Origin of the sequence: Haemophilus parainfluenzae, assembly GCF_003252795.1 — a bacterium.
Classification (GTDB): domain Bacteria; phylum Pseudomonadota; class Gammaproteobacteria; order Enterobacterales; family Pasteurellaceae; genus Haemophilus_D; species Haemophilus_D parainfluenzae_K.
The window spans coordinates 441,179-466,107 of record NZ_QEPQ01000002.1 but is presented as its reverse complement, the minus strand read 5'-3'; the positions used below and the strand labels follow the sequence as shown (position 1 = coordinate 466,107).

The following is a 24,929-nucleotide window of genomic DNA, read 5'->3' as shown; positions in this document are numbered from 1 at the left end:
CTTTATGTTACCGTTCGACTTGCATGTGTTAAGCCTGCCGCCAGCGTTCAATCTGAGCCATGATCAAACTCTTCAATTCAAGTTCAATCGCTCAATACTGCTGACATAAAATGTCACTACTTAAAAAAGTATTATGAATTTCTAGTTAGCACCTATTAAGACTTCAAAATTAAAAAATATTTTTAAAACAAGTCAATCAACAAGTGCCCACACAGATTGTCTGATATATTGTTAAAGAGCAAAAAACAACGACGCACCGGTTTTTCTTAAGAGTCACAACAGCGCGTCGTTGTGTGGGGCGTATTATAGGACTTTCAGAATTCTTTGCAAGTGCTTTTTTACAAAAAAATTCAATTTTTTTCTTGTCTGATGATTTAATCATCAAAGTGAATTGTCTTTGTTCAATATTCAAGGTAAATTACCACCAAAGAGTAAGCATTTTAATGAGGTAGTTATGAATTTTGAGCAAATGATTGGTTTCGGTGTAGCAGGCAATTTTGCGGGACATTTAGAACAAGCCGGTGAAGCAGCTGATTTCACTCAAGTTAAAACAGAAAATGCCATTCAACCGAAAGCGATTTTCCCGTTTTATGTGCCAAGCGAAAAAGCGGGCTTTCTTTCTACCTATCCTTTAAGTCACAATCAAATTAATTTTCCACAAGACGCAGATAATCTGCAAATTGAACCTGAAATTGCACTTATTTGTGAGCTTATCTATGAAGGAAATCAAGTTGAGAAAATTATTCCGCGTTATTTTGCAGCTTATAATGACTGCTCTATTCGTCGTCCTAATGCGAAAAAAATCTGTGAAAAGAAAAACTGGGGCGCGGCAAGTAAAGGTATTTCTTCCAAACTAATTCCACTTTCCTCCTTTGTTAAAGGAAGTGAAATTGATCAATATCGTATCGCTTGCTTCCATAAACGCAATGATGAACTCAATACTTACGGCATTGACAGCCCAGCGATTGGTTATAGCTATTTCCACCAACAATTATTAGATTGGATCGTGGATAGAATGAACAATCAACCCGATGAAGGACCGATGAATCATATTGCCTCTTTATTAGCGCAAGCAAACTATCCGAAACAAGCTATTATTAGTATCGGCGCCACTCGTTATACCGAGTTCGGTGAAACGCATTTCTTGCAACCTAATGATCTCAGTATTGTTGTCGTGTATAACGGTGAAAAATATTCTGCAGAGGAAATTGAGAAAATGGCAAGAGATGAAAAATTTGCAGACGACATTTCATCGCTTATTCAGAAAGTGGTTTAGTACACATATAAAAGTGCGGTTAATTTTGACCGCACTTATTGTTACTTTTTGTTACTTCCTTCTTAAAGAAACTTCTCCGGCATTAAAATACCGCTCGCCTTCATCAGTTATGACTTTTAAATAACCACGTTTATCAATTCCCTGCTCTATACCTGAAATCGCACCTTGTTCAGTAAAGACATTCACTTCATCACCAAAAAATTCATTATGGTTTATCCATTGTTGCATGAATTCCTCATCAATGCCCTTTTCTTCAAATTTAGCTAATCGAGAATAAATGCGCTGAATTACTTTAATAAGGATCGTCTCACGATCTATATTTGGATCCTGTTCGGTTAGCTGCGCATACGGCTGACTAATTTCGGTTGATTGGGTTAACTTCACATTAATTCCAATACCAATCACTAAGTTTAATAAACCATTCTTATTATTAATAATTTCTACTAATATGCCACCTAGTTTTCGCCCTGAAAGCAAAATATCATTTGGCCATTTCACTTTCACATTTAACGCTTCTGCAATAGCCAAACCAATCACTAAACTTAATCCATCCAATGCTTTTTTAGGATCTATCGTCCAATAAAAACTGAAAATTAACTGCCCTGCAAACGGTGAAAGCCATTGGCGACCACGACGTCCCCGTCCTGCCGTTTGATATTCTGCCAAGCTCAAATCACCTTTTTTTAATTGATTAATTTGATTCGTTATAAATTCATTTGTTGAAGAAATAGTTCGATGATAATGCACGGAATAAGGGAAAAGTGCGGTCGAAATTGCTTGCGGATTTAACAAGGGCATTTCTGGCACAAGCAGATAAACCTCATTTTCTTCTCGAATATTCAATCCTGCTTCTCGCAATAATGCCATTTCTTGCGCCAATTCATTTGACGTAATATTTAAAAACGACATCAAATCTGACCGCACTTTAGGTTGGCAATCCGATAAACACTCCAATAACGATGGCATATTCATTCCTTCTCATAAAAACCTTGCCAAATCTTACCATAAAAGCGAAAAAATTCATTTTCAACCACATGAAAAATCTGTATAATCCCGGCGCAATATTTTTTGACACAACTTTTAACAGCGAGATATTGCCATGCTTAGAATCAAACAAGAAGCTCTGACTTTTGACGACGTTCTACTCGTCCCCGCTCATTCAACTGTTCTTCCGAACACTGCCAACCTATCAACTCATCTAACCAAAGAAATTCGCTTAAATATTCCTATGCTTTCTGCTGCAATGGATACTGTCACAGAAACCAAATTAGCAATCTCTTTAGCACAAGAAGGTGGCATCGGCTTTATTCATAAAAACATGACGATCGAACGCCAAGCGGATCGTGTTCGTAAAGTGAAAAAATTTGAAAGTGGTATTGTATCTGAACCTGTGACTGTTTCACCCGATTTAACCCTTGCAGCACTTGCCGAAATGGTGAAGAAAAACGGTTTCGCAGGCTACCCTGTTGTCGATGATGAAAATAACTTAATCGGTATCATCACCGGCCGCGACACACGTTTCGTAAAAGATTTAAGCAAAACTGTTTCACAATTAATGACGAAAAAAGAAGACTTAGTCACCGTAAAAGAAGGTGCAAGCCGTGAAACAATTTTAGAATTAATGCATCAAAACCGCGTAGAGAAAGTACTTGTTGTAGATGATGCTTTCAAATTAAAAGGCATGATCACCGTTAAAGACTTCCAAAAAGCGGAACAAAAACCAAATGCATGCAAAGATGAATTCGGTCGTTTACGCGTAGGTGCAGCAGTAGGTGCAGGCCCTGGTAACGAAGAACGTATCGACGCATTAGTAAAAGCGGGCGTAGATGTATTGTTAATCGACTCTTCTCACGGTCATTCAGAAGGCGTATTACAACGTGTTCGTGAAACTCGTGCAAAATATCCAAATTTACCTATCGTTGCGGGTAACGTAGCAACGGCTGAAGGTGCTATCGCACTTGCAGACGCAGGCGCAAGCGCAGTGAAAGTAGGTATCGGACCAGGTTCTATTTGTACTACTCGTATCGTGACCGGTGTAGGTGTTCCACAAATCACCGCTATCGCAGATGCAGCGGCGGCATTAAAAGATCGTGGTATTCCAGTTATCGCTGACGGTGGTATTCGTTTCTCTGGTGATATTGCAAAAGCTATCGCTGCAGGCGCAAGCTGTGTAATGGTTGGTTCTATGTTTGCTGGTACTGAAGAAGCACCGGGTGAAATCGAACTTTACCAAGGTCGTGCATTTAAATCTTACCGTGGTATGGGCTCATTAGGTGCCATGGCGAAAGGCTCATCAGACCGTTACTTCCAATCTGATAACGCTGCAGACAAACTCGTACCAGAAGGTATTGAAGGCCGTATTCCATACAAAGGTTACTTAAAAGAAATCATCCACCAACAAATGGGTGGCTTACGTTCTTGCATGGGCTTAACTGGCTGCGCAACCATCGAAGAATTACGTACAAAAGCAGAATTCGTTCGCATCAGTGGTGCAGGTATTAAAGAAAGCCATGTTCACGATGTAACTATCACAAAAGAAGCGCCAAACTATCGTATGGGCTAATCCGTAAGGTGGGCTTTAGCTCACCTTTTGTTGTTTTAAAGTGCGGTCAGTTTCTATATTTTTATCAAATAAATAAGAAAATTGTATGAATAAATCATTAAAGATATTATTTATATTTTTAGCTCAAATCTCTGCTTTTGCTTGTACTCCGATGGAGCGTTTTTCTACTGAACAGAATTATTCAAATCCTAAAGGAGAAAATGTAGCTAAATTAAAGTTAATCACCAATATAAAAACTGTTTATGCAATTCCTAATGGAACCTGTATTAAAGTATCTGAAAAAGTAGTAAATCTAAGAAATATCTATCCCAACCAGGTTAAAGAAACAAACGAGTTAAAGATTAAATCAATCCCTCTTGAATCTTTAAAAAAAGGATTTTTATTAGCTGATGATGGCTTTTCAGCAACGGAACATTTATTAAAAGCAGGAGAGCCCATTACAATTTTTGCTAAAATGAATGCCCATAGTATCGTAACTAACTTTATAGATACCATTAGACGTACAGATGGTAGTTTCTCGACATATGGAATTACATTTGTTCCACAAAAAGGTGAAACATACCAAATTATATTCTCAGAGCGTATAGATATTGATAGAATTTATTACAATGCTTATTTATTTGATATTTCAAATGAAATGATTAATAAACCTCAACATTCACAAAAAGCAAAAGCATGTGAATACTAATAAATATTATTTTAAACAGGGTAAAAAATGACAAATATCCACAACCATAAAATCCTGATCCTCGACTTCGGTTCACAATACACTCAATTGATCGCGCGTCGTGTGCGTGAAATTGGTGTTTACTGCGAACTTTGGGCGTGGGATGTAACTGAAGAACAAATCCGTGAATTTAATCCAGACGGTATCATTCTTTCTGGTGGTCCAGAAAGTACCACTGAAGAAAACAGCCCACGTGCACCTGAATATGTATTTAATGCCGGCGTGCCTGTATTGGGTATTTGTTACGGTATGCAAACCATGGCGATGCAACTTGGCGGTTTAACTGAAACCTCTGATCATCGTGAATTCGGCTATGCCTCTGTTTTAATGGATAATCCAACCGCACTTTTCGCTCATTTAAATGATGGTGACAGCAAATTAGATGTATGGATGAGCCATGGTGACAAAGTAACTCGCTTACCTGAAAACTTCCAAGTTACTGGTACGACTCCAACCTGCCCAATTGCCGCGATGTCTGATGAAAGCCGTCGTTTCTACGGCGTACAATTCCACCCTGAAGTAACCCATACTAAAAAAGGTTTGGAATTATTAATGAATTTCGTGGTGAACATTTGTGGCTGTGAAACCAAATGGACTGCCGAAAACATTATCGAAGATGCCGTTGCTCGCATTAAAGCACAAGTGGGCGATGATGAAGTGATTTTAGGTTTATCTGGTGGTGTTGACTCTTCTGTGGTTGCATTACTTTTACACCGTGCTATCGGTAAAAACTTACACTGCGTATTCGTGGATAACGGCTTACTCCGCTTACACGAAGGCGATCAAGTCATGGAGATGTTCGGTGATAAATTCGGTTTAAATATTACCCGTGTTGATGCTGAAAGCCGTTTCTTAGGTGAACTTGCAGGCGTATCAGATCCTGAAGCAAAACGTAAAATTATCGGTAAAGTGTTCGTGGATGTATTCGATGATGAATCGAAAAAACTCACCAACGTGAAATGGTTGGCACAAGGTACGATCTACCCTGATGTGATTGAATCGGCAGCAAGCAAAACCGGTAAAGCGCATGTGATTAAATCACACCACAACGTAGGTGGCTTACCGGATTATATGAAACTCGGCTTAGTTGAACCGTTACGTGAATTGTTTAAAGACGAAGTACGTAAAATCGGTTTAGCATTAGGCTTACCGGCTGAAATGATCAACCGCCACCCATTCCCTGGTCCAGGCTTAGGTGTGCGTGTATTAGGCGAAGTGAAAAAAGAATACTGCGATTTATTGCGCCGTGCGGATGCAATCTTTATCGAAGAATTACGTAATAGTGGTTGGTATAAAAAAACTAGCCAAGCCTTCAGTGTATTCTTACCAGTAAAATCTGTAGGTGTGATGGGAGATGGCCGTAAATACGATTGGGTGATCTCGCTACGTGCAGTAGAAACCATCGATTTTATGACCGCACATTGGGCTCATTTACCTTATGATTTATTAGGCAAAGTGTCTAACCGCATCATCAACGAAGTGAATGGTATTTCCCGCGTCGTATATGACATTAGCGGAAAACCCCCAGCAACTATCGAATGGGAATAAAAAATCACTTTTTCAAATACTTTCTAATTATTTCAATAACTCAAATAAAGCCTTGTATATCAAGGCTTTATTTATTTCATCTCATTTCTAGTCTTCTCTATCCATTTCTTAATTATGACGGTATTTTTGACAAACAATTGAAAAAAATTCAAGATTTTTAATTTATTTTCATAACTCAAAATTATTTAGCGTTACCTCAAGATTTGTTTTTAGAAATGGAGTAATTAACTTTTAAAGCACTCCAAAAAAAATGAAACGAAAATGATTATCACATACAATATGCAATACTTTTAGATTTTTTATATGGAAAGTTTGTGTTTCAGCTTAATCAAGTTTCTTTTTCTATTCTCCAACGCACTTTGCTCCAACCAACTTCACTTAATTTTGAAGCGGGCTATGTCTATGGCTTAATTGGGCATAATGGCTCAGGCAAATCCACATTAATTAAATTAATGGCTCGCCAGCACCCTATTTCAAGTGGTGAAATTTTGTTGGATGGAAAAAAACTTAATCACTGGAACAGCCGTGAATTTGCCAAACGTGTGGCTTATTTGCCGCAACATTTACCACAAACCACCAATATGACAGCAAAAGAACTTATTGCAATGGGGCGTTATGCGTGGAATGGTTTATTCGGGCGGCAAACAAGTGTTGATAAACAAGCCATTCAGCGTGCTCTTGAACTCACCCATACAGAAAAATTTGCCAATCAGATTGTGGATACACTTTCAGGTGGCGAACGTTCACGTATTTGGTTGGCGATGCTTTTAGCACAACAAAGCCAATACTTATTACTAGACGAGCCTCTTGCGGCATTAGATATAGCCCACCAAGTAGAAGTAATGCAGCTTGTCTACCAATTAAGTCGCGAGTTAAATTTAGGCGTGATTATCGTTATTCACGATATTAACTTAGCATCTCGTTTTTGCGATCATTTAGTTGCTCTACATAGTGGGAAACTGCTGGTCCAAGGCAATGCCCATGAAATTGTCAATACGTCATCACTTCAAGCTATTTACGGCATTGAATTAAATGTGCTCGACCATCCTGAAGCTCATCGTCCTGTAAGCTTTTATTAATTGGAACATAATATGAAAAAAATCTTATTCATATTGACCGCACTTTTTAGCATTTATGTCCAAGCTGATGAAGGACAACAAAATATAGCCACTGTGGATTGGACAGTTACTGAGACCTTATTGGCACTCGGTGAAAATCCAATCGCTGTCGGTGATATACACAGTTATCGAACTTGGGTAATGGAACCGAAACTTCCCGAAGATACCATTGATTTAGGCATTCGATTACAACCGAATTTTGAAGTCATTTCAATGTTATCCCATGACGTAAAATCCCAGCCATTACGTTTTATTCATAGCCAATTCTATGCAGGATTAAATGAAAAACTGTCGCCTTATGGAAGAGTATATAACGTGAATTTTTATCAAGCAGGTGATCTTTGGCAAAACATCTTAGCCGCCACACAAGAAATTGCCCAAATTATCAATAGACCACAAGCTGCTAAAAAATTAATTACTCGTTACACCTCTAACATTGAAAAATTAAGAGAAAGACTTCTCCAACATCAATCGCAGTTCGCGGAACGTCCACTTGCTATCGTGCAATTTATTGATACGCGTCATTTACGGATTTATGGTGAAAATAGCCTTTTCGGCGCAGTCGCCAAACAACTCGGTTTTCAGAATGCGTATTTGCCTGAGGTTAATATTTGGGGCTTTCAAAATATTGAGATTACCGAGCTTGCTCACCTGCCACAAAATACGCGATTTATTGTCGTAAAACCTTATCCGAATAATATCGCCCAAGCCCTAACACATAACACCTTATGGCAACATTTACCCTTAGCCAAGGATGCTCTTGTATTACCTGCTGTTTGGTCTTTTGGTGGTATTCCTTCTGCCGAACGTTTCGCACAGATTCTAACAGAAAGCTTAATTCATGGAGGTGAGGCATGGTAAATCGCACTAGAATTTTCTTTGCATTATTGGTCACACTTTTTGTTGGATTGACCTTTTCCTTGCTCCATGCTCAAGTACCTGAAAATACATCAATCTGGTTAGTATTTCAACATACTGATAACTTGGATCTATTACTTGTGCAATCTTACAGTCTGCCACGCATTGCAATGGCGTTACTAGCAGGTGGAGCCTTAGCCTTTGCCAGTTTATTATTACAACAAGTAATGAGCAATCCACTAGCCTCTGACAATACGCTTGGTATCAGCAGTGGCTCGCAAATGACATTATTCTTAGCGACAATTTTTGCTCCCAAATTGCTCGAAATGGGTGCAAGTTTTATTGCCTTATTGGGGGCAGGATTGAGTTTGCTATTAGTAATGACCCTTGCCATACGAAAAACCATGTCACCACTTTTATTGATTTTAGCAGGCCTTGTTGTCAATCTGTATTTTGGTTCATTTACGGGTATGATGATGTTGTTCTATCCTGAAGAATCTCGTGGTTTAGCCTTGTGGGGAGCTGGCTCACTGGTACAAGAAAGCTGGCGAGATAGCCAACTATTAAGTCTACAAAGTGCGGTCTGTTTTGCCATTGTTTTTGCCCTTATTCGCCCATTTAGTATTTTGACGTTAAATGACAATAACGCCAAAAGTCTCGGTGTGCCTGTAGGCAAACTTCGCTTTATTGGCGTGGTAACTAGTGCTTATTTAATTTCATCCGTAGTCAGCAAAGTAGGAATGTTGGGATTTGTGGGATTAGCGGCAGCAACGATTATCCGACAAATGGGGATTCGCACATTAAAATGGCAACTTATCGGCTCTTTTGCAATGGGAGCATTATTACTTGCTATCACGGATTTGATTTTACAATTTATCAATCTTTACTATCAAATCAGTCTGCCAACAGGTGCGGTGACGGCCCTACTCGGCACACCGTTGCTACTGTGGTTAATGTTTAAAGCCTTGCCAAACACAGGACGATTAACCGAAAATTCACTGCAAAAATCTCGCCAATATCGACCGCTCTTTACAATCTTTATTATCGTTTTATTAGTGATAAGTGTGATGCTAGCCTTATTTGTGGGGAAAATGCAGTTTTATCCTTACATTAAAATTACCACCTTCGATAATTCTTTTAATCTAGAATTACTTGAATTGCGTTATCCACGTATATTTATTGCAATTTGCGCAGGCATTTTACTTTCAGTTGCAGGGGTGCTGTTGCAACGCTTAACCTTAAACCCAATGGCAAGTCCCGAATTATTAGGAGTCTCATCTGGAGCTGGCATGGGTATTTTAGTGTTGCTCTTTGTTTTTCCCACACAACAAACGATACTATTTTGGATCTCTGGTATTGTCGGAGCATTTATCGCACTAGCCATTTTGGCAGCGATCAATCAACGTAACGGAATGCTCCCCGAGAAAATTCTTCTTACAGGAATTAGTCTTTCTGCCTTATTTGATACGGCGCAACGCCTTGCTATTGCAAGTGGTGACCCGCGTGCAAATCAATTAATTTCATGGACATCAGGCTCTACACAAAATACCGATCCAAAGCTTGCTGTGCCATTTTTCATACTAAGCCTTGGACTTTTACTTATCAGTTTAATTTTTAGTCGTTGGCTAGAACTCTTAAGCCTACAAGCCCCCATAGCAAAAGCTTTAGGGCTAAATTTAAAACTCACCCGCTGGATACTGATTTTATTCAGTGCAGCACTAACAGCCATCGCCACATTAATGATCGGACCGTTGAGCTTTATCGGTCTTTTAGTACCACATTTAACGAATTTTTTAGGCGTTCACAAAGCTAGAAATCAGTTACTTATTTCTGCACTTCTCGGGACAACTATTATGGTTTTAGCGGATTGGGTTGGACGACAAGTTTTATTCCCTTATGAAATTCCTGCTGGCCTTATCGCCACTTTGTTAGGAGGAAGCTATTTTTTAGTGATGATGCGAAAAATTTAATTATCCAAACTGGATTTGTGCGACATTCGCACATAATAACCGAGAAAATATCATTTTTATCAACACAAAAGGAACTTTACAATGAAAAAATCCTTTCTTTTAACTACTGTCGCAAGTAGCATTTTACTTGCAATGAACACCGCTTATGCGGAAGAAAATGTTGAGCAACTGGATACCATTGAAGTGAGTGCTGATGCCTCGCAAACTGGATTAAGCAAAGAATTCGCAGGTGGCCAAGTTGCAAGTGGTAGCCGTATTGGTATTCTAGGAAATAAATCGAACTTAGAAAGTTCATTTGCGACAACAAGCTACACTAACAAGTTCATTCAAGATAAACAAGCTACACTAACAAGTTCATTCAAGATAAACAAGCTCGTAGTGTGGCAGATGTACTAAAAAACGATCCAAATGTCCGTGTTGCTCGTGGTTTTGGTAATTTCCAAGAGTCCTATTTTATGCGAGGTTTCATTACCAATTCCGACGATATTCTATATAACGGTTTATATGGTTTATTGCCACGTCAATATATCGCCTCTGAAATGTTTGAACGTGTAGAAGTTCAACGTGGTTCTTCGGCCTTCTTAAACGGTATGGCACCAGGAGGTGGTTCAATTGGCGGAACCATTGCATTAATGCCAAAACGTGCACAAGCTGAAGACCTTAACCGCTTAAATTTAGGCTACTCCAGCAATGAAAGAGCAAATTTCTCTACAGATATTTCTCGCCGTCTGGGTGAAAATAGAGAATTCGGTGTGCGTTTAAATGCCGCTCATACGGAAGGAGAAAGTGCCATTGATAATGACAATGCTCGCAATACAGTCTTCCATTTAGGACTAGACTGGGAAGTTGAAAAAGTACGTTTATCTGCAGATTTAGGCTATCAGAAAAACTACTTAGGCAGCCCACGTCCAAGTGTTACACTATCTGATGTAACCATAGTTCCTTCGACTCCTAACCCTCGTAGCAATTGGGGACAAGGATGGACTTATTCTGAAGAAAGAGATATTTTCGGCACATTTCGTGCAGAATATGATTTTCATCCAAACTTAACGGCTTATGCCGCTTATGGCTATCGATATGGCAAAGAAGCGAATGTATTGGCTAATTTACGCGTGAGCAATATTAATGGTAATGGCACTGAATACCGTTTTGATAATACTCGACGCAACATTATTCACACGAGCGAAATAGGATTAAAAGGTCATTTTACAACAAATGAAGTGGAACATGACGTGGTCTTATCCGCCAATCGTTATCAAGAAAAACGTAAAAATGCCTATGTCATGGACTGGCAAAATACGTTTGCAACCAATCTTTATCACCCAACATTCATTTCTAGTATTGCTTATTCTGCGAATGCACTAAAAGGCAATGATCTTTCATCACCTGCACTACAACATCGAGCAACCTTAAATAGCGTTGCTATTGGCGATACGTTGTCGGTATTAGATAAAAAACTTCAAGTGACCTTAGGTGCTCGTTGGCAACAAATTGTTTCAAGAGATTTCGCATACAATACAGGAGTTGAAGGCGGTTACTATAACGATTCACGAATTAGTCCAAGTGTTGGAGTTGTTTACCGAATCCTACCCGAACTATCCATTTATGGAAACTATATCGAAAGCCTTGCTCAAGGAGATACCGCTCCAAGCACTGCAGTGAATCAAGGTGAAACACAAAAACCTTATATTTCTAAACAAAAAGAAATTGGCATTAAATATGAGTCACAAAGTGGATTTGGCACAAGCATCGCACTCTTTAGCACTGAGAAACCGCGTGGTTATTTAGATAGCAATAATTACTACACAACAAAAGGCAAAGATCGCCATAATGGGGCAGAAATAAATGTTTACGGGCAAATCACATCGAATATTCGTTTATTAGGCGGTGTAACATTCTTACAAGCCAAACAACGTAAAACAGGTTCTAACACAACAGAAGGCAAATACACGATTGGTGTACCAAAATTTCAAGGCAATCTAGGGCTAGAATATGATGTGAGAGCATTAGAAGGACTTACCTTAGAATCTCGTATTACCTACACAGGTTCAAGCTATGCAGATTCACAAAATACACTGAAAGTTAAAGGCTGGACGAAAGTAGATGTGGGAGCTCGTTATATCGCAATGATTGGTAACACTCCTATCACACTAAGAGCGCGAATTGATAATCTCACCAACAAAAAATATTGGGAATCTGTTGGCGGCTATCCTAATTATGGATATTTAGTTTCTGGAGCACCTCGCACATTTAGCTTAAACGCAAGCATTGACTTCTAAATTGATGTATTAGTAATAGTTCAAAGTGCGGTTCCATTTAACCGCACTTTTTTATTTTTTCCTTTTATTGCTTTCATCAAACATTTTCAATATTCTCTATTGGATTTAAAACGACTAAATACTTACATCTAAAACACAATGCTATGTGACGAATAATTACAAAAGTTATTTTGTTTTTTCTTTTATCTATCGTTTAATAAACAAAACTTTTCTCATCAAGATTCACTATGGATATCACTTTTTTACTCGGCACTAAAATTATTGAACTTACACTCATTGTACTTATTGGCTATGGGTTGGTTAAATCAAAATTATTAAAATCAGAAGATAGCAAGACGCTTTCCGTTATTGGGCTTTATGTCATCAGTCCTGCAGTGATGATTGAAGCCTTTCAAATTGATTACACGCCTGAAATCTTGCAAGGTTTACAACTTTCACTGCTTATGGCGGTGTTTCTTCAGGTTATTCTGATTATTATTGGCGGTCTGTTAAAGCGCCTATTAAACCTTGATCCTATTGAACATGCCACTTCCATTTATTCCAATTCTGGTAACTTAATTATTCCGATTGTGATGTCGTTATTTGGCAAAGAATGGGTCATTTACGCCAGCTGTTTTATTGTGGTGCAAACCTTTCTATTTTGGACGCATTGCCGTTTGATTATTGTAGGAAAAGGAAATTTATCCTTGAAGATGATTGCCAAAAACATCAATATTTGGTCAATTCTCGTCGGAGCATTTTTATTTGCTTTTCAAATAAAATTACCAAGTATTATCAATGGTACACTCTCTTCGATTGGCTTGTTTATTGGTCCGAATGCCATGCTTGTTGCGGGTATGCTGATTGCGGCAATTCCTTTACGGAGCATCGTATCATCCAAACGCATTTATTTAGTCACACTTTTGCGCTTGTTACTTATTCCGATTGCATTATTGGTATTAATAAAGTTGATTGGTTTTGTACATTGGGCTGAAAAAGGGGAAATTATTGTGTTGATTAGCTTTTTAGCAACCACGAGCCCATCTGCTTCAACTGTGACACAAATGGCGGTGATTTATAACAACAATCCACAGAAAGCCAGCGCCATTTATGGTGTAACGACGCTGCTTTGTATGTTTACTATGCCACTGGTGATTGCGTTATATCAAATGTGGGGGTAAATCGTGGAAAAATGCGGTCAATTATTTTAGTACTTTTGATGCCGGCTGCTCTTTTTTCAAACGATAAAGTTGATATAAGTTAACGAAAACTAAGAATGCGTTTAGAAGCGCAACTGGGTAAGATTTGATGATCAAACTGTAAACGACAAAAAGTACCGCTCCAATTGCATTAACAACTCTCAAGTGAACAATCGATTTAAATAAAAAAGACGCAGCCACAAAGAATGTTGCCAAATAACCTAATAATTCGATGAAATTAAATTCCATAAATCTCTCCGTCAACAATGATTGAGGCGGCATCATAAAAGATTTTGGAATTGAGGAAAAGAGGCGAAATAAAGGCAACCGATTGCAATATCAAGAAATTTTTATTTCGCTCAACATTCGTTTAGATAAAGACTTTTTGCACTAAAAACATATAAAAAATTGTGCCTGCCGAGATAGAAAGAAACATATTCTTTTTCCAGAAATGTAACCCCAATACCAACGCACCCGCAATGAAATCGGGTAAGCCGTGATAACCACTCAATACATCCACATTTTTATAGCAATACACCACTAACATCCCAAACATCGCCGCAGGCAATACTTTGCCAAGATAACGAATATAGTCTGGAATCGGGCGATTGGCGGGAAAAATCCAGAATGGCAATAATCGAGTAAATTGCACGCACAGAATACAAATCGCAATGGTGATAATTTGTTCCATCAATGTCATTTTAGTGCCTCCAATTTAGATGAAAGTTTAGGTCGTCTTACGGTTAACAGAATCCAAATACTAATGAGTGTTGGCACTAAAAAATGCTCTTTCCCAACAATTAACAGCGATGCAAAAGCCACACCTAAACCTAATAATGAGCTTTCATGAGACTTCTCTTTGAGCCAGTTTTCAGCAAAAATCACCAGGAAAAGCGCTGTCATACCAAACTCTACCCCTTTTAAATCAAAAGGAATGATTGAACCAAATAGATTACCTAATCCCGCACCGACGACCCAATAAACGTGCAGATAAAGACTAACAAAGAACATGTACCAGCCTTTATCTAAATGATCGGGGATTTTCGCCATATAGTTCAGGGAAAAACTTTCATCTACTAGAGTACTAATTAAATACCAACGTTTTTTCCCAATTTGAGCACCATATTTTTCTAGCATGGAAATGGCATAAAAAATCTGACGACCACTTACCATCAGCGTAACCAACGCAACACTTAAAGGCGAAAAAGGCATAACTAAGGCGGCAGCGGCAATAAATTCCACTGAGCCCGCATAAATGAGTGCAGCCATTGCAACGGGGAACCAAACACCGAATCCAAGTGCTTTCATGTAAATGCCGTATGCAATGCCTAAAAATAAAAAGCCGGCAAGCATTGGCATACTGTAAGGAAATGCCGCTTTTGCCGCGGCTTTGATGGGATTTTCTGTCACGACTTCTGACATATTGACCTACTACAACTCTAAAACAGACAAACCAGGTAAGGTCGAAAAACTTTGTGCTTTTACTGTTTGATGGAAATCTTCGATATAAGCTAAATTAGCATCTTCTTTACGAATCGCGGCATAGAGGTTACTGTACAACCCTTCTTCTGTAATTTTACGCGCCACCACATACCCTTTTTCTAAATAAGGTAATGCCGCCCAATAAGGTACGGTAGCAATGCCACGACGACTCGCCACTAACTGGATCAAGGCGATCGTTAGCTCTGTTGTACGACGTGGCGGATTAATGCCCTTCGGTTTCAACACTTGACGATATAAGTCTAACATATCATCAGGCACGGGATAGGTTACCCAAGTTTCCTCTGCAAAATCTTCCGCCTGCCAAACCTCTTTATTGGCTAATGGATGATCTTTAGAACAGATTCCCACCATTTCATAAGAAAATAACGGCTTAAACAAAACATCATCATTTTGTTCAACCTCAGACACAATCGCCCAATCTGCACGATGAGATAATAACAATCCAACCGGATCCGTGTGGAAACCAGACACAATATCCAATTCTACCAAACTCCAATGTTGACGAAATTCATCCATTGCCGGCATTAACCAGTCGAAGCAGGTATGACACTCTACTGCAATTCTTAACTGTCCTGCATCACCGTGTTTTACGCGTGCGAGCTCACGTTCTGCATCTACCACTTTCGGAAGAATTTCATTGGCAAGACGAATCAAACGATCTCCAGCTGCGGTAAAACGCAACGGATTACTTTTACGCTCAAAAAGAGGTAAACCGAATTGTTCTTCCATTAACTTAATTTGGTGAGAAAGTGCCGATTGTGTTAAATAAACACGTTTTGCCGCCATTGAAACGCTGCCCGTTTCCTTTAACGCAAGCAAGGTTCTTAGGTGACGAAGTTCAAGAAATGTGGGTTTCATTAGAATAATTCATAAAGTTATCGCATTAGATGAGCAACATGATAACGCAAATTAAATTTGTCGAAAAGAAAGTGCGGTCAAAAACGTTGATATTTTTGACCGCACTTAGAATGATTATTTATCTAATTGAACGGGAAGAAATAAACTTAATGGACGTTTTTTCACAATTTGACAAACTTCATGCCAAATTGGCCACCAGCTATCAATTTCCGCATTCAAAGAACGCAATGCAACCCAAAGCGTTAATGAAAAACTGACAATTAAATTCACTAAACCAATCAACAATACAAAACCAATACATTGTAAAAGTAATGAATAGGTGAATTGTCCGCTCACTGCAATATAACCCACATTTGCAGATGAAAATGCCACATGACGAATATCTAACGGAAGATGCGTTAAGTACCCCACCACACCGGTAATCCCAAGCAACATACCAAAGCAAAGGTTACCGATAAGCGAACCATAATTCTCATGCATATAATTAGCAAATTTCACGCGAGTCTTCTCAGACATTAATTTTTTCAATAACGGATGTTGGGCTAAACGCATGCGCATATTCAAATAATTGCTGCGGTTATCAAAATAGCCCGAAATAATCCCTGAGCAAAATAACCATACACCTGCAATGGCTGCAAACCATAAGGTTCCTGCGAAAGGATCAATGCTATGCAACTGATACGCGATTTGATCGGCATTCATCAATGGCTCACCCGTTTTATATTGGTAACCAAACGCAATCAATGCGGCTAAGCCCATCGCAATGAGCACATTACCTAGCACAGCAATACTTTGAGAACGAAATACATCCACTAATAATTGGGCTAATTTCACATTGACGGTTTTACCTTGAGGCGTTTTCTCAACAGCCTCAGCAAAGCGAGCGGCTGTCATGGCTGGCTGTTTAGTTGCAACTGTGAAATGCAACATAAAGATCACCATGAAACCTAAGCCGTAATTTAAGCCTTCGGCAATCCCTTTCCAGACTTTGTCATCAATGATGCTACCTAGATAGGTTTTAAATAACGCCATCAGTGCAATTAATACACCACCACCAGCTGCAGAATAAAACATTGCCCAATACTCTTTTTTATCTCGAGTAATGTAATGCTCACCATGATCGCCGGCATTCTGCGTAACACTACGAGCCATCAATCCTGAGCTTTGTTTCCATAGACGCGAAATACTATGTCGTTCTGCTGCTGCACGAGCAAAACAACCGGTTAATAATAAGATTCGACGCGGTAAATAGCGATTTGAAACAAAAATCGCCATCAAGGTTTCTAATCGTTCTAAAGTCTGGGAAAGACGTTCCAATAAATATGCCGTATTTAAGGATGATCCCACTACCGCCCCACGTTTCTGTAAGCCAATAATCAATGCCTTACATTGATCAAACATTACCTGTAAATGGCTATCATCAAAAACCTTTGATTGGCGACGCGCCTCTACCCAATCAACCACTTCATGATGCAATGCCACAAAAGGTGAATCCGCATTCAACAGAGAGGGCTCCATTCGCATCAGCTCAGGATCCATATCTTCAGCTGCAATCCAAATTGAAAGCATTTCAATGGCAAATAGCCCTTCACTTTCAATATGATTTTTTAACCGTTCGCGATCTTTTTGTTCTGTATAACGGGTTAAAACACCAAATACGCCTCGCCACGTTTTTAAGGGAACGGCATCAATCCAACGTGCATCATTTTTATCACTGAACAATAAATAAAAAATATCACGTAAATCATTAATATCTTTAAAAGACGGGTTAAAACGCTCATAAATACGCGTTTTCATTTCTTGCCCAAAACCACCACGCGTAAGAATACCACTACTAATAAACAATGGGTAAAGACGTAAACCACATAACCAATCACATAATAATTTCGAAACAGAACAGCCTAATTCTTTATCGTTCTTTAAGATAAACTTAAACAAATGCAAGGTTGGAGAAATTTTTTCTGTAGGGCTACTACGTAATAATTGACACAGCCCTTCCACAAGACCAAAGGCATCGTTTTCCTCGACTTTATTACGCAAAAATTGCGGTAAGGTATCGGTTTTAATCATGAGCTTTCCCCCTTCTATCGTTTATATTCAAAAGCGAGACATTATACAGCTCTGTTAGATAAAGTAAAATGAGCGGAAAAGTGCGGTCAATTTTGAAAGGATTTTAAAAGAAAAGGCGTATGCTTCCATACGCCCTTAAATTGATATTATTTCTCTTTCTTCAACAAGAAAATACCTTGTTCAGAGAAGTTCACATAAGCTTGTTTGAGATCAGCATTGAAGTCTTCTGGTTTGGTGTTAATGAGCAATTCTTTGCCTGCCCAAATTGCCACCACTTCCCAGTGGTTACCCATATAGACTGCACTCTTGATTTCACAGTGTTGTGCAGCTTCACCTTCGGCTTTTAAATAAATCGCTTCAGGACGCACGCCCACTAAGCATTCGCCATCTGGTAAATTAAATTGCGCGGCATTACTTAATGGTAATTTGTAACCATTAACATCAATAGTGTTATTTTCCAATTTAGCTTCAAAGATACTCGATTCGCCCATGAAGTTTGCTAGGAATAAAGAGTTTGGACGCAAATAAAGCTCTTTTGCAGGTGCTTTTTGCATGATTTTACCTTTATTCATGACGATAACTTCATCGGATACCGCAAATGCTTCAGTTTGGTCATGAGTCACATAAAGTGAGGTAATACCTAAACTTTGTTGTAATTCACGGATTTTTTCACGCATAGAACGACGTAAGTTTGCATCCAAGTTACTTAATGGTTCATCAAAAAGTAATACTTTTGGTTTTAATACTAACGCACGTGCTAATGCCACACGTTGTTGTTGACCACCTGAAATTTGATCCACGAAACGATCTTCGAAACCCGCTAAGTCAACCAACTCTAACGCTTCCTTTACACGTTTAGCGCGTTCTTCTTTACCCACGCCTTGCATACGCAAACCATAGCCTACGTTATCACCGATACTCATATGCGGGAACAATGCGTAAGATTGGAATACGATACAAATATCACGATTTTGAATAGACGATTTGGTTACATCTTCACCATCGATAAAAATTTGACCTGAAGTTGGATTTTCTAAGCCTGCCACCAAACGTAACACAGTGGTTTTACCACAACCAGATGGCCCTAATAAGGTCACCATAGTGCCACGTTTAATGGTTAAATCTAAATTATCAATGACTGTGGATTTACCAAAAGATTTAGTGATATTTTTTAATACTAAGAAATCATTATTACTCATAATATTTACCTACAACTTAACGAGTTAATTCATTTTTTTCGCTTTAGAACGGGAAATTCGGGTATCACCCACAATCCAGTCAAAGAATAAAATAATGGCCATCATCACGATGATTAAAATCGAACCGTATGCGATAGCAACACCATATTCACCATCTTCTACACGGTTTAAAATATAGGCTGTTGCCACACGTGTATCAGCGGTGACTAAGAAGATAATCGCACTCACGGTAGTCATCGCACGAACGAAGCTGGTGACCAATGCAGAAAGTAACGCTGGTTTTAACAATGGTAAAACAATAAACCACAAGGTTTTCCATGAGCTACCTTTTAAAGAAAGAGACGCTTCATCAAGTGATTTATCTAATTGACCAAGACCAGCAATGGCTGCACGCATACCGATTGGTAAATCACGCATCACCATTGAAATGATCACGATAATGCTGGTACCTGTAATGTAAAGTGGCGCATTGTTAAAGGCTAAAATATAAGATACCCCTGCAACGGTTCCTGGTACGGCGAAGCAAAGCATAGTTAAGAACTCAAGGGATTTTTTACCTTGGAAATCTTTACGCACTACGATATACGCAATTAATAAACCGAAAAGTGCGGTCAATGGTGCGGCAATTCCTGCGTAAATTAAGGTATTAATCAATGATGGCCATGCCCCATCGCTTAAGCCTTGTCCGAATAACATCGCATAGTTTTTCAAGGTTAAGGTGTAATCCACACCCCAGTTTACGGTGAAACTACCATAGAAAATACTGCCGTATAACGCTAAGTTAAAGAGCACCCAGAAACCAAGCATACCGATGATGGTATATTTCAAGCCGGTTGGTAAATCTTGCACGTCACCGCGATAGGATTTACCTGAAACGGTTACATAAGAACGGTTACCAATCCAAATATATTGGATGATAAATACGGCCAATGAGAAGATTAAAAGCATCGAACCTAAGGTACTTGCTGAAGCATAATCTAATTGTGAGCCAGCAATATAGAAGTAGATTTGTGTCGCGATGACGTCAAAGCTACCGCCCAATACTAACGGGTTACTAAAGTCCGCTAAGGATTGGATAAACACGATTAAGAATGAGTTTGCCAATGCCGGACGTAGTAATGGGAAGATGATATTGAAGAAAGTTTGGTAACGATTTGCACGTAAGGTGTAAGACGCTTCTTCAATTGATGGGTGAACCGATTTTAATGCCCCATCTAAAATCATGAATGAAATCGGTGCAAATGCAAGAATCTGCGCAATGGCAATCCCGTTAAAACCGTATAACCAGTTGTGGTTCTCAAATCCAAATGTTGAAGCTAAGAACTCAGTCACATAACCAGAACGACCAAGCATCAATGTTACCCCTAAACCCACAACAAACGGTGGTGTAACAATTGGCAAAATAGAGAAAATCTTACCAATGAATGCCGTTCTACGTGCAATACGGGTGGTATAAAGCGCAAATGCCAAACCGAAAATCGTTGATACAATGCCTACAAAGCCTGATAAGAATAGCGAGTTACTAATAACACGTACAATATAGCTTTGAGTTAGGATTCGCATTACTTGTTGTGGTGCAAAAGTATCACCGTCATAGAACATGGAGACAAAGATCGCCAATGTCGGGTAAACGATGAAGAAGAAAATTAATAAGATAATGCAAAGTAAAGAGGCGATAATAAATTTATCCCCTTGCATCACTTTCAATTTAGCGAAAGAAAACGTCGCCAATGCGGTTAAACTCGCGATTAATACAATCACTGAATAACCCATGCTGACTTTACAAATTGTTGCACTGACAAAGATAAATAATGTCGCTGCTGCAATAAGATACAGCTCTGCTTTCGCTTGTGTATCCTTCGGTAATTTAAGAAGCGGCATCAAACCGTATAAAAGAACCGGTAAAAACCATAATGCCGTAATATTTAATGAAGACCACCCCATTGCACCTAGGTATTCATCGCTTGTGCTTTCAAACAAGCCATAATCTAAAGCGTGGGAAGGCAGAAGAAGAAATGCAATCACTGCAAGAATTATCCAAAAGTTAGCGGATTGGATAATAGGAAGTTTATTTGCGTTCATACAACCTCGCATAAAAGAAAAAAAGCGAAATAATATAATAGCTATTATTTCGCTATGTATACATCATTATTTTGCTAATTTAACATCATCAACCCATTTTGTGATCAAACGTTTACGTAAATCACTTGAGCCGTATTTGTCAAAATCATAATTAATTAAATTGATGGATTTAAAATCGAGCGCATAAGGCGATTGCTCAGCGGTGCTATTGGTTAAAATAGAATACGCTTCCCCTTTTTTCCAGGTTAACTCTTGCGCTTCTTTTGATAACGCCCAATCCACAAATAATTTCGCATTTTCAAGGTTTCTTGCACCTTTAATAATGCTCACGCCACCAATTTCATAGCCTGTACCTTCGCAAGGAACAACTAATTCAACTGGTGCGCCTTTTGCTTTCTCTAAAGAATATTCATGTAAAAAACCAATTCCGATTGCGGTTTCACCACGCGCTGTATTACGGGTTGCGGTGTTACCGGATTTGGTATATTGGGAAACGTTTTTATTGAGTTCTTTGAGATATTTGAATGCTTCATCCTCGCCCCAAAGTTGGATATAGGTGGCTAATTGTGTATAACCTGTTCCAGAACTTTGTGGATCAGCTGCTTGGATCTCATTACGGTACGCAGGATCGGTTAGATCTTTCCAACATTTTGGTGTCGGCAAATTGAGTTTTTTCAAACGTTCTGGGTTAATACCGAAGCCTAATACACCGAGATAAATCGCGGAGGAATAGTTGCCTTTAATTTTAGCTGGGTCTCTAAACTGTTCAGGAATTTGTGCAAGATTTGGTGACTTATACGCTTCAAGTAAGCCCATTTCACCCGCTTGAGAATGCGGATCAAGCGTACCGCCATACCACACATCCCCTTGAGGGTTGTCTTTCTCAGCATCAATTTTGGCTAAAATTGTGCCTGTACCACCACGGATAAAACTAGTTTTGATTCCGTATTTTTTCTCAAAAGCCATGGTTTCTTGCTCGCACATCGTATTTTGTGCACTACAATAAACCACTAAACGACCTTCTGCAGCAGATGCGTGAGAGCTTAGCAACACGCCACCAAATACAACACCAGAAAGTGCTAAAGCAACGTTAGACATTTTCATTGGTCCACTCCTGTGTTTATAAAATAAGATGAGCTAATACGCTCATCGTAGAAACCCACGTAAAAATCTATCTAGTGGGGCTAAAATGGTAAAAGTGCGGTCAAAAAATCTCATGTTTTTCAACCGCACTTTAAACATTATTTCGCTAATTTAACGTCTTGAACCCATTTTTCAATTAAGGCTTTGCGTTGTTCAGTTGCACCGTATTTTTCAAAGTCATAATTGATCAGGTTAAGTTTATTTGGATCAAACGCAGTTGGCGATTGTTCCGCTGTGGTGTTGGTTAAGATTTGTAAAGAATCACCTTGTTTCCACGCTAACTCTTGACCTTCTTTAGATAATGCCCAATCCACGAATAATTTTGCGTTATCAATGTTACGCGCACCTTTTAAGATACTTACGCCACCTAACTCGTAACCAGTACCTTCACAAGGCACCACTAATTCCAACGGCGCACCTTGACGTTTTTCAAGTGCGTAATCGTGTAAGAAGCCGATACCTACCGCAGTTTCACCACGTGCTGCATTACGAGACGGAGTGACACCTGATTTAGTATATTGAGATACGTTTGGATGTAACGCTTTTAAGAAATCAAAGGCTTTTTCTTCGCCCCAAAGTTGAACGAAAGTAGCCAATGCAGTGTATGCTGTACCAGCACTTTGTGGGTCAGCAATTTGCACTTCGCCTTTTAAGCGAGGATCGGTTAAATCTTTCCAGCATTTTGGTACTTCTTTAATACCTAATTTTGCTAAACGCTCGGTATTCACACCAAAACCTAAGATACCCATGTAAATAGCGGATACATAATGTCCTTTGGTTTTCGCTGGATCACGGAAACGTTCAACAATTTCATCAATGTGTTTAGATTTATAAGGTTCGATTAAACCCAACTCTGCTGCTTGTGCTTGAGGGTCGAATGTACCACCAAACCAAACGTCTGCTTGTGGGTTATTTTTTTCCGCTTCAACTTTTGCAAACGTACTGCCTGAACCGTTGCGAATAAATGAGGTTTTCACATCATATTTTTCGCCAAAGGCTTTTGTTGTCGTTTCACAAAGAATATTGGTCGCACTACAATACACCACTAAACGCCCTTGAGCATTAACAGCTGATGATGTCATGAAGCCTGCAGCTAAAAGTGCGGTTGAAATGGAGAGAGAAATTTTATTCATTTTCATCGTACACTCCTCATAAATAACACTGATGAAATAATAAAAACGAGCACATCGTAAGCGAAAACGAAAAAAAATTCCGTGAACTACTTCACAAATTTAAAAAATTTAAATAAAAAAGAAAGATGAATTTAAACTGATTTTTCTTTATAATCTTTGTAATTTTTACCTTCCGTTTTTGAGGACGTTCTATGTCAGACTCATCTTGTATTATCATCGCTATCACGGGGGCATCCGCTTCAGGCAAAAGCTCCATTGCTTCCACCGTTCATAAAGAACTTTGCAACGACTTAGGTTGTGAAGAAATTGGGATTATTGCTGAAGATAGCTACTATAAAGATCAAAGCCATTTAGAGATGAGTGAGCGAGTAAAAACCAACTATGACCATCCAAGTTCAATGGACAGAGATTTACTCATACAACACTTAAAAGACTTAAAAAACGGAACTGCCGTTGATATTCCTGTCTACAGTTATGTTGATCACACCCGAACAGGCGAAACCAAGCACTTCACACCGAAAAAAATTGTAATTTTAGAAGGGATCTTATTGCTTACTGATGAGCGAGTTCGCCAATTAGCCGATATTTCTGTGTTCGTGGATACGCCATTAGATATTTGTTTTATCCGCCGTTTACAACGTGATATGGAAGAACGTGGTCGTTCATTACAATCTGTCATTGACCAATATCGTGCGACTGTTCGTCCAATGTTCTTGCAATTTATTGAGCCATCAAAACAATATGCGGATATCGTGATTCCGCGCGGTGGTAAAAACCGTATTGCGATTAATATGTTAAAAGCTCAAATTCTTCATTTATTAAACCAAAAATAGGAAAAATCATGCGTCTTTGCGATACCGATATCGAACGCTATCTAGATGATGGCATTATTTCTTTAACGCCTCGTCCTGAAAATGACAAAATAAATGGAGCAACCATTGATGTGCGTTTAGGCAATTCATTTCGCGTATTTCGTGAACATTCCGCACCTTATATTGATTTAAGTGGCCCGAAAGAAGAAGTCTCAGCTCAACTTGAATCAGTGATGAGTGACGAAATTATTATCGGTGATGATGAAGCCTTCTTCTTACATCCTGGTATGTTGGCGTTAGCAACCACATTAGAATCTGTGAAACTCCCTGCCAATATTATCGGTTGGTTAGATGGTCGTTCTTCACTTGCTCGTTTAGGTTTAATGGTACATGTAACCGCACATCGTATCGATCCAGGTTGGGAAGGCAAAATTGTGTTGGAATTCTACAACTCTGGCAAATTACCTTTAGCATTACGTCCTAATATGGTAATTGGTGCTTTAAGTTTTGAAGTTTTAAGTGGTCCAGCTGCTCGTCCTTACATCAGCCGTAAAGATGCGAAATATAAACATCAGCAAAATGCGGTAGCGAGCCGAATTAATGAGGATTAAT

22 protein-coding genes and 1 rRNA gene are annotated in these 24,929 nt (G+C 39.0%); 12 read left to right on the top strand and 11 right to left on the bottom strand.

Annotation, left to right across the window (positions count from 1 at the left end):
* Positions 1–79: ribosomal RNA gene (locus DPV81_RS04800) — 16S ribosomal RNA — on the bottom strand; the annotation flags it as partial.
* Positions 80–454: 375 nt separating this feature from the next.
* Between DPV81_RS04800 and DPV81_RS04795 the strand changes: the two genes are divergently transcribed.
* Complete coding sequence (locus DPV81_RS04795) at positions 455–1,276, top strand: DUF5718 family protein (RefSeq protein WP_111387014.1); 822 nt, start codon at positions 455–457, stop codon at positions 1,274–1,276.
* 51 nt (positions 1,277–1,327) lie between these two features.
* Here DPV81_RS04795 and birA read toward each other — a convergent pair whose 3' ends face one another.
* Entirely contained in the window at positions 1,328–2,242 is a 915-nt protein-coding gene (gene birA, locus DPV81_RS04790) for a bifunctional biotin--[acetyl-CoA-carboxylase] ligase/biotin operon repressor BirA (protein WP_111387012.1), read from the bottom strand.
* Positions 2,243–2,375: 133 nt separating this feature from the next.
* On the opposite strand from birA, the gene guaB reads away from it, so the two are divergent.
* The 9 genes from guaB (at position 2,376) to DPV81_RS04750 (ending at position 13,499) form a co-directional block, all read left to right on the top strand.
* A complete protein-coding gene (gene guaB / locus DPV81_RS04785) occupies positions 2,376–3,839 on the top strand; it encodes an IMP dehydrogenase (RefSeq protein WP_111387011.1) in 1,464 nt (487 codons plus the stop codon).
* 85 nt (positions 3,840–3,924) lie between these two features.
* The gene (locus tag DPV81_RS04780; RefSeq protein ID WP_111387009.1) at positions 3,925–4,527 is read left to right on the top strand and encodes a hypothetical protein; all 603 of its coding nucleotides are present in this window, start codon (positions 3,925–3,927) and stop codon (positions 4,525–4,527) included.
* A gap of 27 nt (positions 4,528–4,554) precedes the next feature.
* Positions 4,555–6,114, top strand: a complete 1,560-nt coding sequence (guaA, locus tag DPV81_RS04775) for a glutamine-hydrolyzing GMP synthase (RefSeq protein WP_111387007.1) — start codon at positions 4,555–4,557, stop codon at positions 6,112–6,114.
* A gap of 314 nt (positions 6,115–6,428) precedes the next feature.
* A complete protein-coding gene (locus DPV81_RS04770; protein WP_111387005.1) occupies positions 6,429–7,193 on the top strand; it encodes an ATP-binding cassette domain-containing protein in 765 nt (254 codons plus the stop codon).
* Positions 7,194–7,205: 12 nt separating this feature from the next.
* Complete coding sequence (locus DPV81_RS04765; RefSeq protein WP_111387004.1) at positions 7,206–8,093, top strand: ABC transporter substrate-binding protein; 888 nt, start codon at positions 7,206–7,208, stop codon at positions 8,091–8,093.
* Positions 8,087–10,060 (top strand): Fe(3+)-hydroxamate ABC transporter permease FhuB, encoded by a 1,974-nt coding sequence (gene fhuB, locus DPV81_RS04760; RefSeq protein ID WP_111387002.1) that lies wholly within the window; start codon positions 8,087–8,089, stop codon positions 10,058–10,060. Before DPV81_RS04765 ends, fhuB begins: the two co-directional genes overlap by 7 nt.
* 81 nt (positions 10,061–10,141) lie before the next feature.
* The gene (locus DPV81_RS09485) at positions 10,142–10,456 is read left to right on the top strand and encodes a hypothetical protein (RefSeq protein WP_243583372.1); all 315 of its coding nucleotides are present in this window, start codon (positions 10,142–10,144) and stop codon (positions 10,454–10,456) included.
* Positions 10,441–12,339 carry a TonB-dependent receptor gene (locus tag DPV81_RS04755; RefSeq protein ID WP_243583371.1) on the top strand — a complete coding sequence of 633 codons (1,899 nt, stop codon included), beginning with the start codon at positions 10,441–10,443 and terminating at the stop codon, positions 12,337–12,339. Before DPV81_RS09485 ends, DPV81_RS04755 begins: the two co-directional genes overlap by 16 nt.
* A gap of 227 nt (positions 12,340–12,566) precedes the next feature.
* Positions 12,567–13,499, top strand: a complete 933-nt coding sequence (locus tag DPV81_RS04750) for an AEC family transporter (protein ID WP_111387001.1) — start codon at positions 12,567–12,569, stop codon at positions 13,497–13,499.
* A 21-nt stretch (positions 13,500–13,520) separates the two neighbouring features.
* Here DPV81_RS04750 and DPV81_RS04745 read toward each other — a convergent pair whose 3' ends face one another.
* The 9 genes from DPV81_RS04745 to DPV81_RS04705 all read right to left on the bottom strand — a co-directional run bounded on the left by DPV81_RS04745 (position 13,521) and on the right by DPV81_RS04705 (position 23,511).
* Positions 13,521–13,766 carry a YgjV family protein gene (locus DPV81_RS04745; protein WP_014065152.1) on the bottom strand — a complete coding sequence of 82 codons (246 nt, stop codon included), beginning with the start codon at positions 13,764–13,766 and terminating at the stop codon, positions 13,521–13,523.
* A 121-nt stretch (positions 13,767–13,887) separates the two neighbouring features.
* Positions 13,888–14,217: a branched-chain amino acid transport AzlD family protein gene (locus tag DPV81_RS04740; RefSeq protein ID WP_111386999.1), complete on the bottom strand. Its 330-nt coding sequence runs from the start codon at positions 14,215–14,217 to the stop codon at positions 13,888–13,890.
* Positions 14,214–14,939, bottom strand: coding sequence for an azaleucine resistance protein AzlC (gene azlC / locus DPV81_RS04735; protein WP_111386998.1), 726 nt, complete (start codon positions 14,937–14,939; stop codon positions 14,214–14,216). Before azlC ends, DPV81_RS04740 begins: the two co-directional genes overlap by 4 nt.
* A 9-nt stretch (positions 14,940–14,948) precedes the next feature.
* Positions 14,949–15,878, bottom strand: coding sequence for a LysR family transcriptional regulator (locus DPV81_RS04730; RefSeq protein WP_005697769.1), 930 nt, complete (start codon positions 15,876–15,878; stop codon positions 14,949–14,951).
* Between the two features lie 114 nt (positions 15,879–15,992).
* A complete protein-coding gene (locus DPV81_RS04725) occupies positions 15,993–17,948 on the bottom strand; it encodes a site-specific recombinase (protein WP_111386996.1) in 1,956 nt (651 codons plus the stop codon).
* Between the two features lie 146 nt (positions 17,949–18,094).
* Complete coding sequence (fbpC, locus tag DPV81_RS04720) at positions 18,095–19,147, bottom strand: ferric ABC transporter ATP-binding protein (RefSeq protein WP_049365420.1); 1,053 nt, start codon at positions 19,145–19,147, stop codon at positions 18,095–18,097.
* A gap of 24 nt (positions 19,148–19,171) precedes the next feature.
* Positions 19,172–21,229: an ABC transporter permease gene (locus tag DPV81_RS04715; RefSeq protein WP_111386994.1), complete on the bottom strand. Its 2,058-nt coding sequence runs from the start codon at positions 21,227–21,229 to the stop codon at positions 19,172–19,174.
* A gap of 66 nt (positions 21,230–21,295) precedes the next feature.
* A complete protein-coding gene (locus DPV81_RS04710) occupies positions 21,296–22,333 on the bottom strand; it encodes an ABC transporter substrate-binding protein (RefSeq protein ID WP_049370187.1) in 1,038 nt (345 codons plus the stop codon).
* Positions 22,334–22,470: 137 nt separating this feature from the next.
* Positions 22,471–23,511 (bottom strand): ABC transporter substrate-binding protein, encoded by a 1,041-nt coding sequence (locus DPV81_RS04705; protein ID WP_005697792.1) that lies wholly within the window; start codon positions 23,509–23,511, stop codon positions 22,471–22,473.
* 185 nt (positions 23,512–23,696) lie between these two features.
* Here DPV81_RS04705 and udk point away from each other — a divergent pair, with 185 nt between their 5' ends.
* Both udk and dcd read left to right on the top strand, forming a co-directional pair.
* Positions 23,697–24,338, top strand: coding sequence for a uridine kinase (gene udk / locus DPV81_RS04700; protein ID WP_049372428.1), 642 nt, complete (start codon positions 23,697–23,699; stop codon positions 24,336–24,338).
* Positions 24,339–24,346: 8 nt separating this feature from the next.
* The gene (gene dcd / locus DPV81_RS04695) at positions 24,347–24,928 is read left to right on the top strand and encodes a dCTP deaminase (protein WP_049370185.1); all 582 of its coding nucleotides are present in this window, start codon (positions 24,347–24,349) and stop codon (positions 24,926–24,928) included.
* Position 24,929: the final 1 nt, after the last annotated feature.

Bases quoted from the DNA above. Each gene is read 5' to 3' on its own strand.
- DPV81_RS04715 (WP_111386994.1), bottom strand. From the start codon at position 21,229: ATGAACGCAAATAAACTTCCTATTATCCAATCCGCTAACTTTTGGATA.
- DPV81_RS09485 (WP_243583372.1), top strand. From the start codon at position 10,142: ATGAAAAAATCCTTTCTTTTAACTACTGTCGCAAGTAGCATTTTACTT.
- DPV81_RS04730 (WP_005697769.1), bottom strand. From the start codon at position 15,878: ATGAAACCCACATTTCTTGAACTTCGTCACCTAAGAACCTTGCTTGCG.
- DPV81_RS04740 (WP_111386999.1), bottom strand. From the start codon at position 14,217: ATGACATTGATGGAACAAATTATCACCATTGCGATTTGTATTCTGTGC.
- dcd (WP_049370185.1), top strand. From the start codon at position 24,347: ATGCGTCTTTGCGATACCGATATCGAACGCTATCTAGATGATGGCATT.
- azlC (WP_111386998.1), bottom strand. From the start codon at position 14,939: ATGTCAGAAGTCGTGACAGAAAATCCCATCAAAGCCGCGGCAAAAGCG.
- fhuB (WP_111387002.1), top strand. From the start codon at position 8,087: ATGGTAAATCGCACTAGAATTTTCTTTGCATTATTGGTCACACTTTTT.
- DPV81_RS04725 (WP_111386996.1), bottom strand. From the start codon at position 17,948: ATGATTAAAACCGATACCTTACCGCAATTTTTGCGTAATAAAGTCGAG.
- DPV81_RS04780 (WP_111387009.1), top strand. From the start codon at position 3,925: ATGAATAAATCATTAAAGATATTATTTATATTTTTAGCTCAAATCTCT.
- udk (WP_049372428.1), top strand. From the start codon at position 23,697: ATGTCAGACTCATCTTGTATTATCATCGCTATCACGGGGGCATCCGCT.
- DPV81_RS04705 (WP_005697792.1), bottom strand. From the start codon at position 23,511: ATGAAAATGAATAAAATTTCTCTCTCCATTTCAACCGCACTTTTAGCT.
- DPV81_RS04765 (WP_111387004.1), top strand. From the start codon at position 7,206: ATGAAAAAAATCTTATTCATATTGACCGCACTTTTTAGCATTTATGTC.
- DPV81_RS04745 (WP_014065152.1), bottom strand. From the start codon at position 13,766: ATGGAATTTAATTTCATCGAATTATTAGGTTATTTGGCAACATTCTTT.
- guaB (WP_111387011.1), top strand. From the start codon at position 2,376: ATGCTTAGAATCAAACAAGAAGCTCTGACTTTTGACGACGTTCTACTC.
- DPV81_RS04795 (WP_111387014.1), top strand. From the start codon at position 455: ATGAATTTTGAGCAAATGATTGGTTTCGGTGTAGCAGGCAATTTTGCG.
- fbpC (WP_049365420.1), bottom strand. From the start codon at position 19,147: ATGAGTAATAATGATTTCTTAGTATTAAAAAATATCACTAAATCTTTT.
- DPV81_RS04750 (WP_111387001.1), top strand. From the start codon at position 12,567: ATGGATATCACTTTTTTACTCGGCACTAAAATTATTGAACTTACACTC.
- guaA (WP_111387007.1), top strand. From the start codon at position 4,555: ATGACAAATATCCACAACCATAAAATCCTGATCCTCGACTTCGGTTCA.
- DPV81_RS04710 (WP_049370187.1), bottom strand. From the start codon at position 22,333: ATGAAAATGTCTAACGTTGCTTTAGCACTTTCTGGTGTTGTATTTGGT.
- birA (WP_111387012.1), bottom strand. From the start codon at position 2,242: ATGCCATCGTTATTGGAGTGTTTATCGGATTGCCAACCTAAAGTGCGG.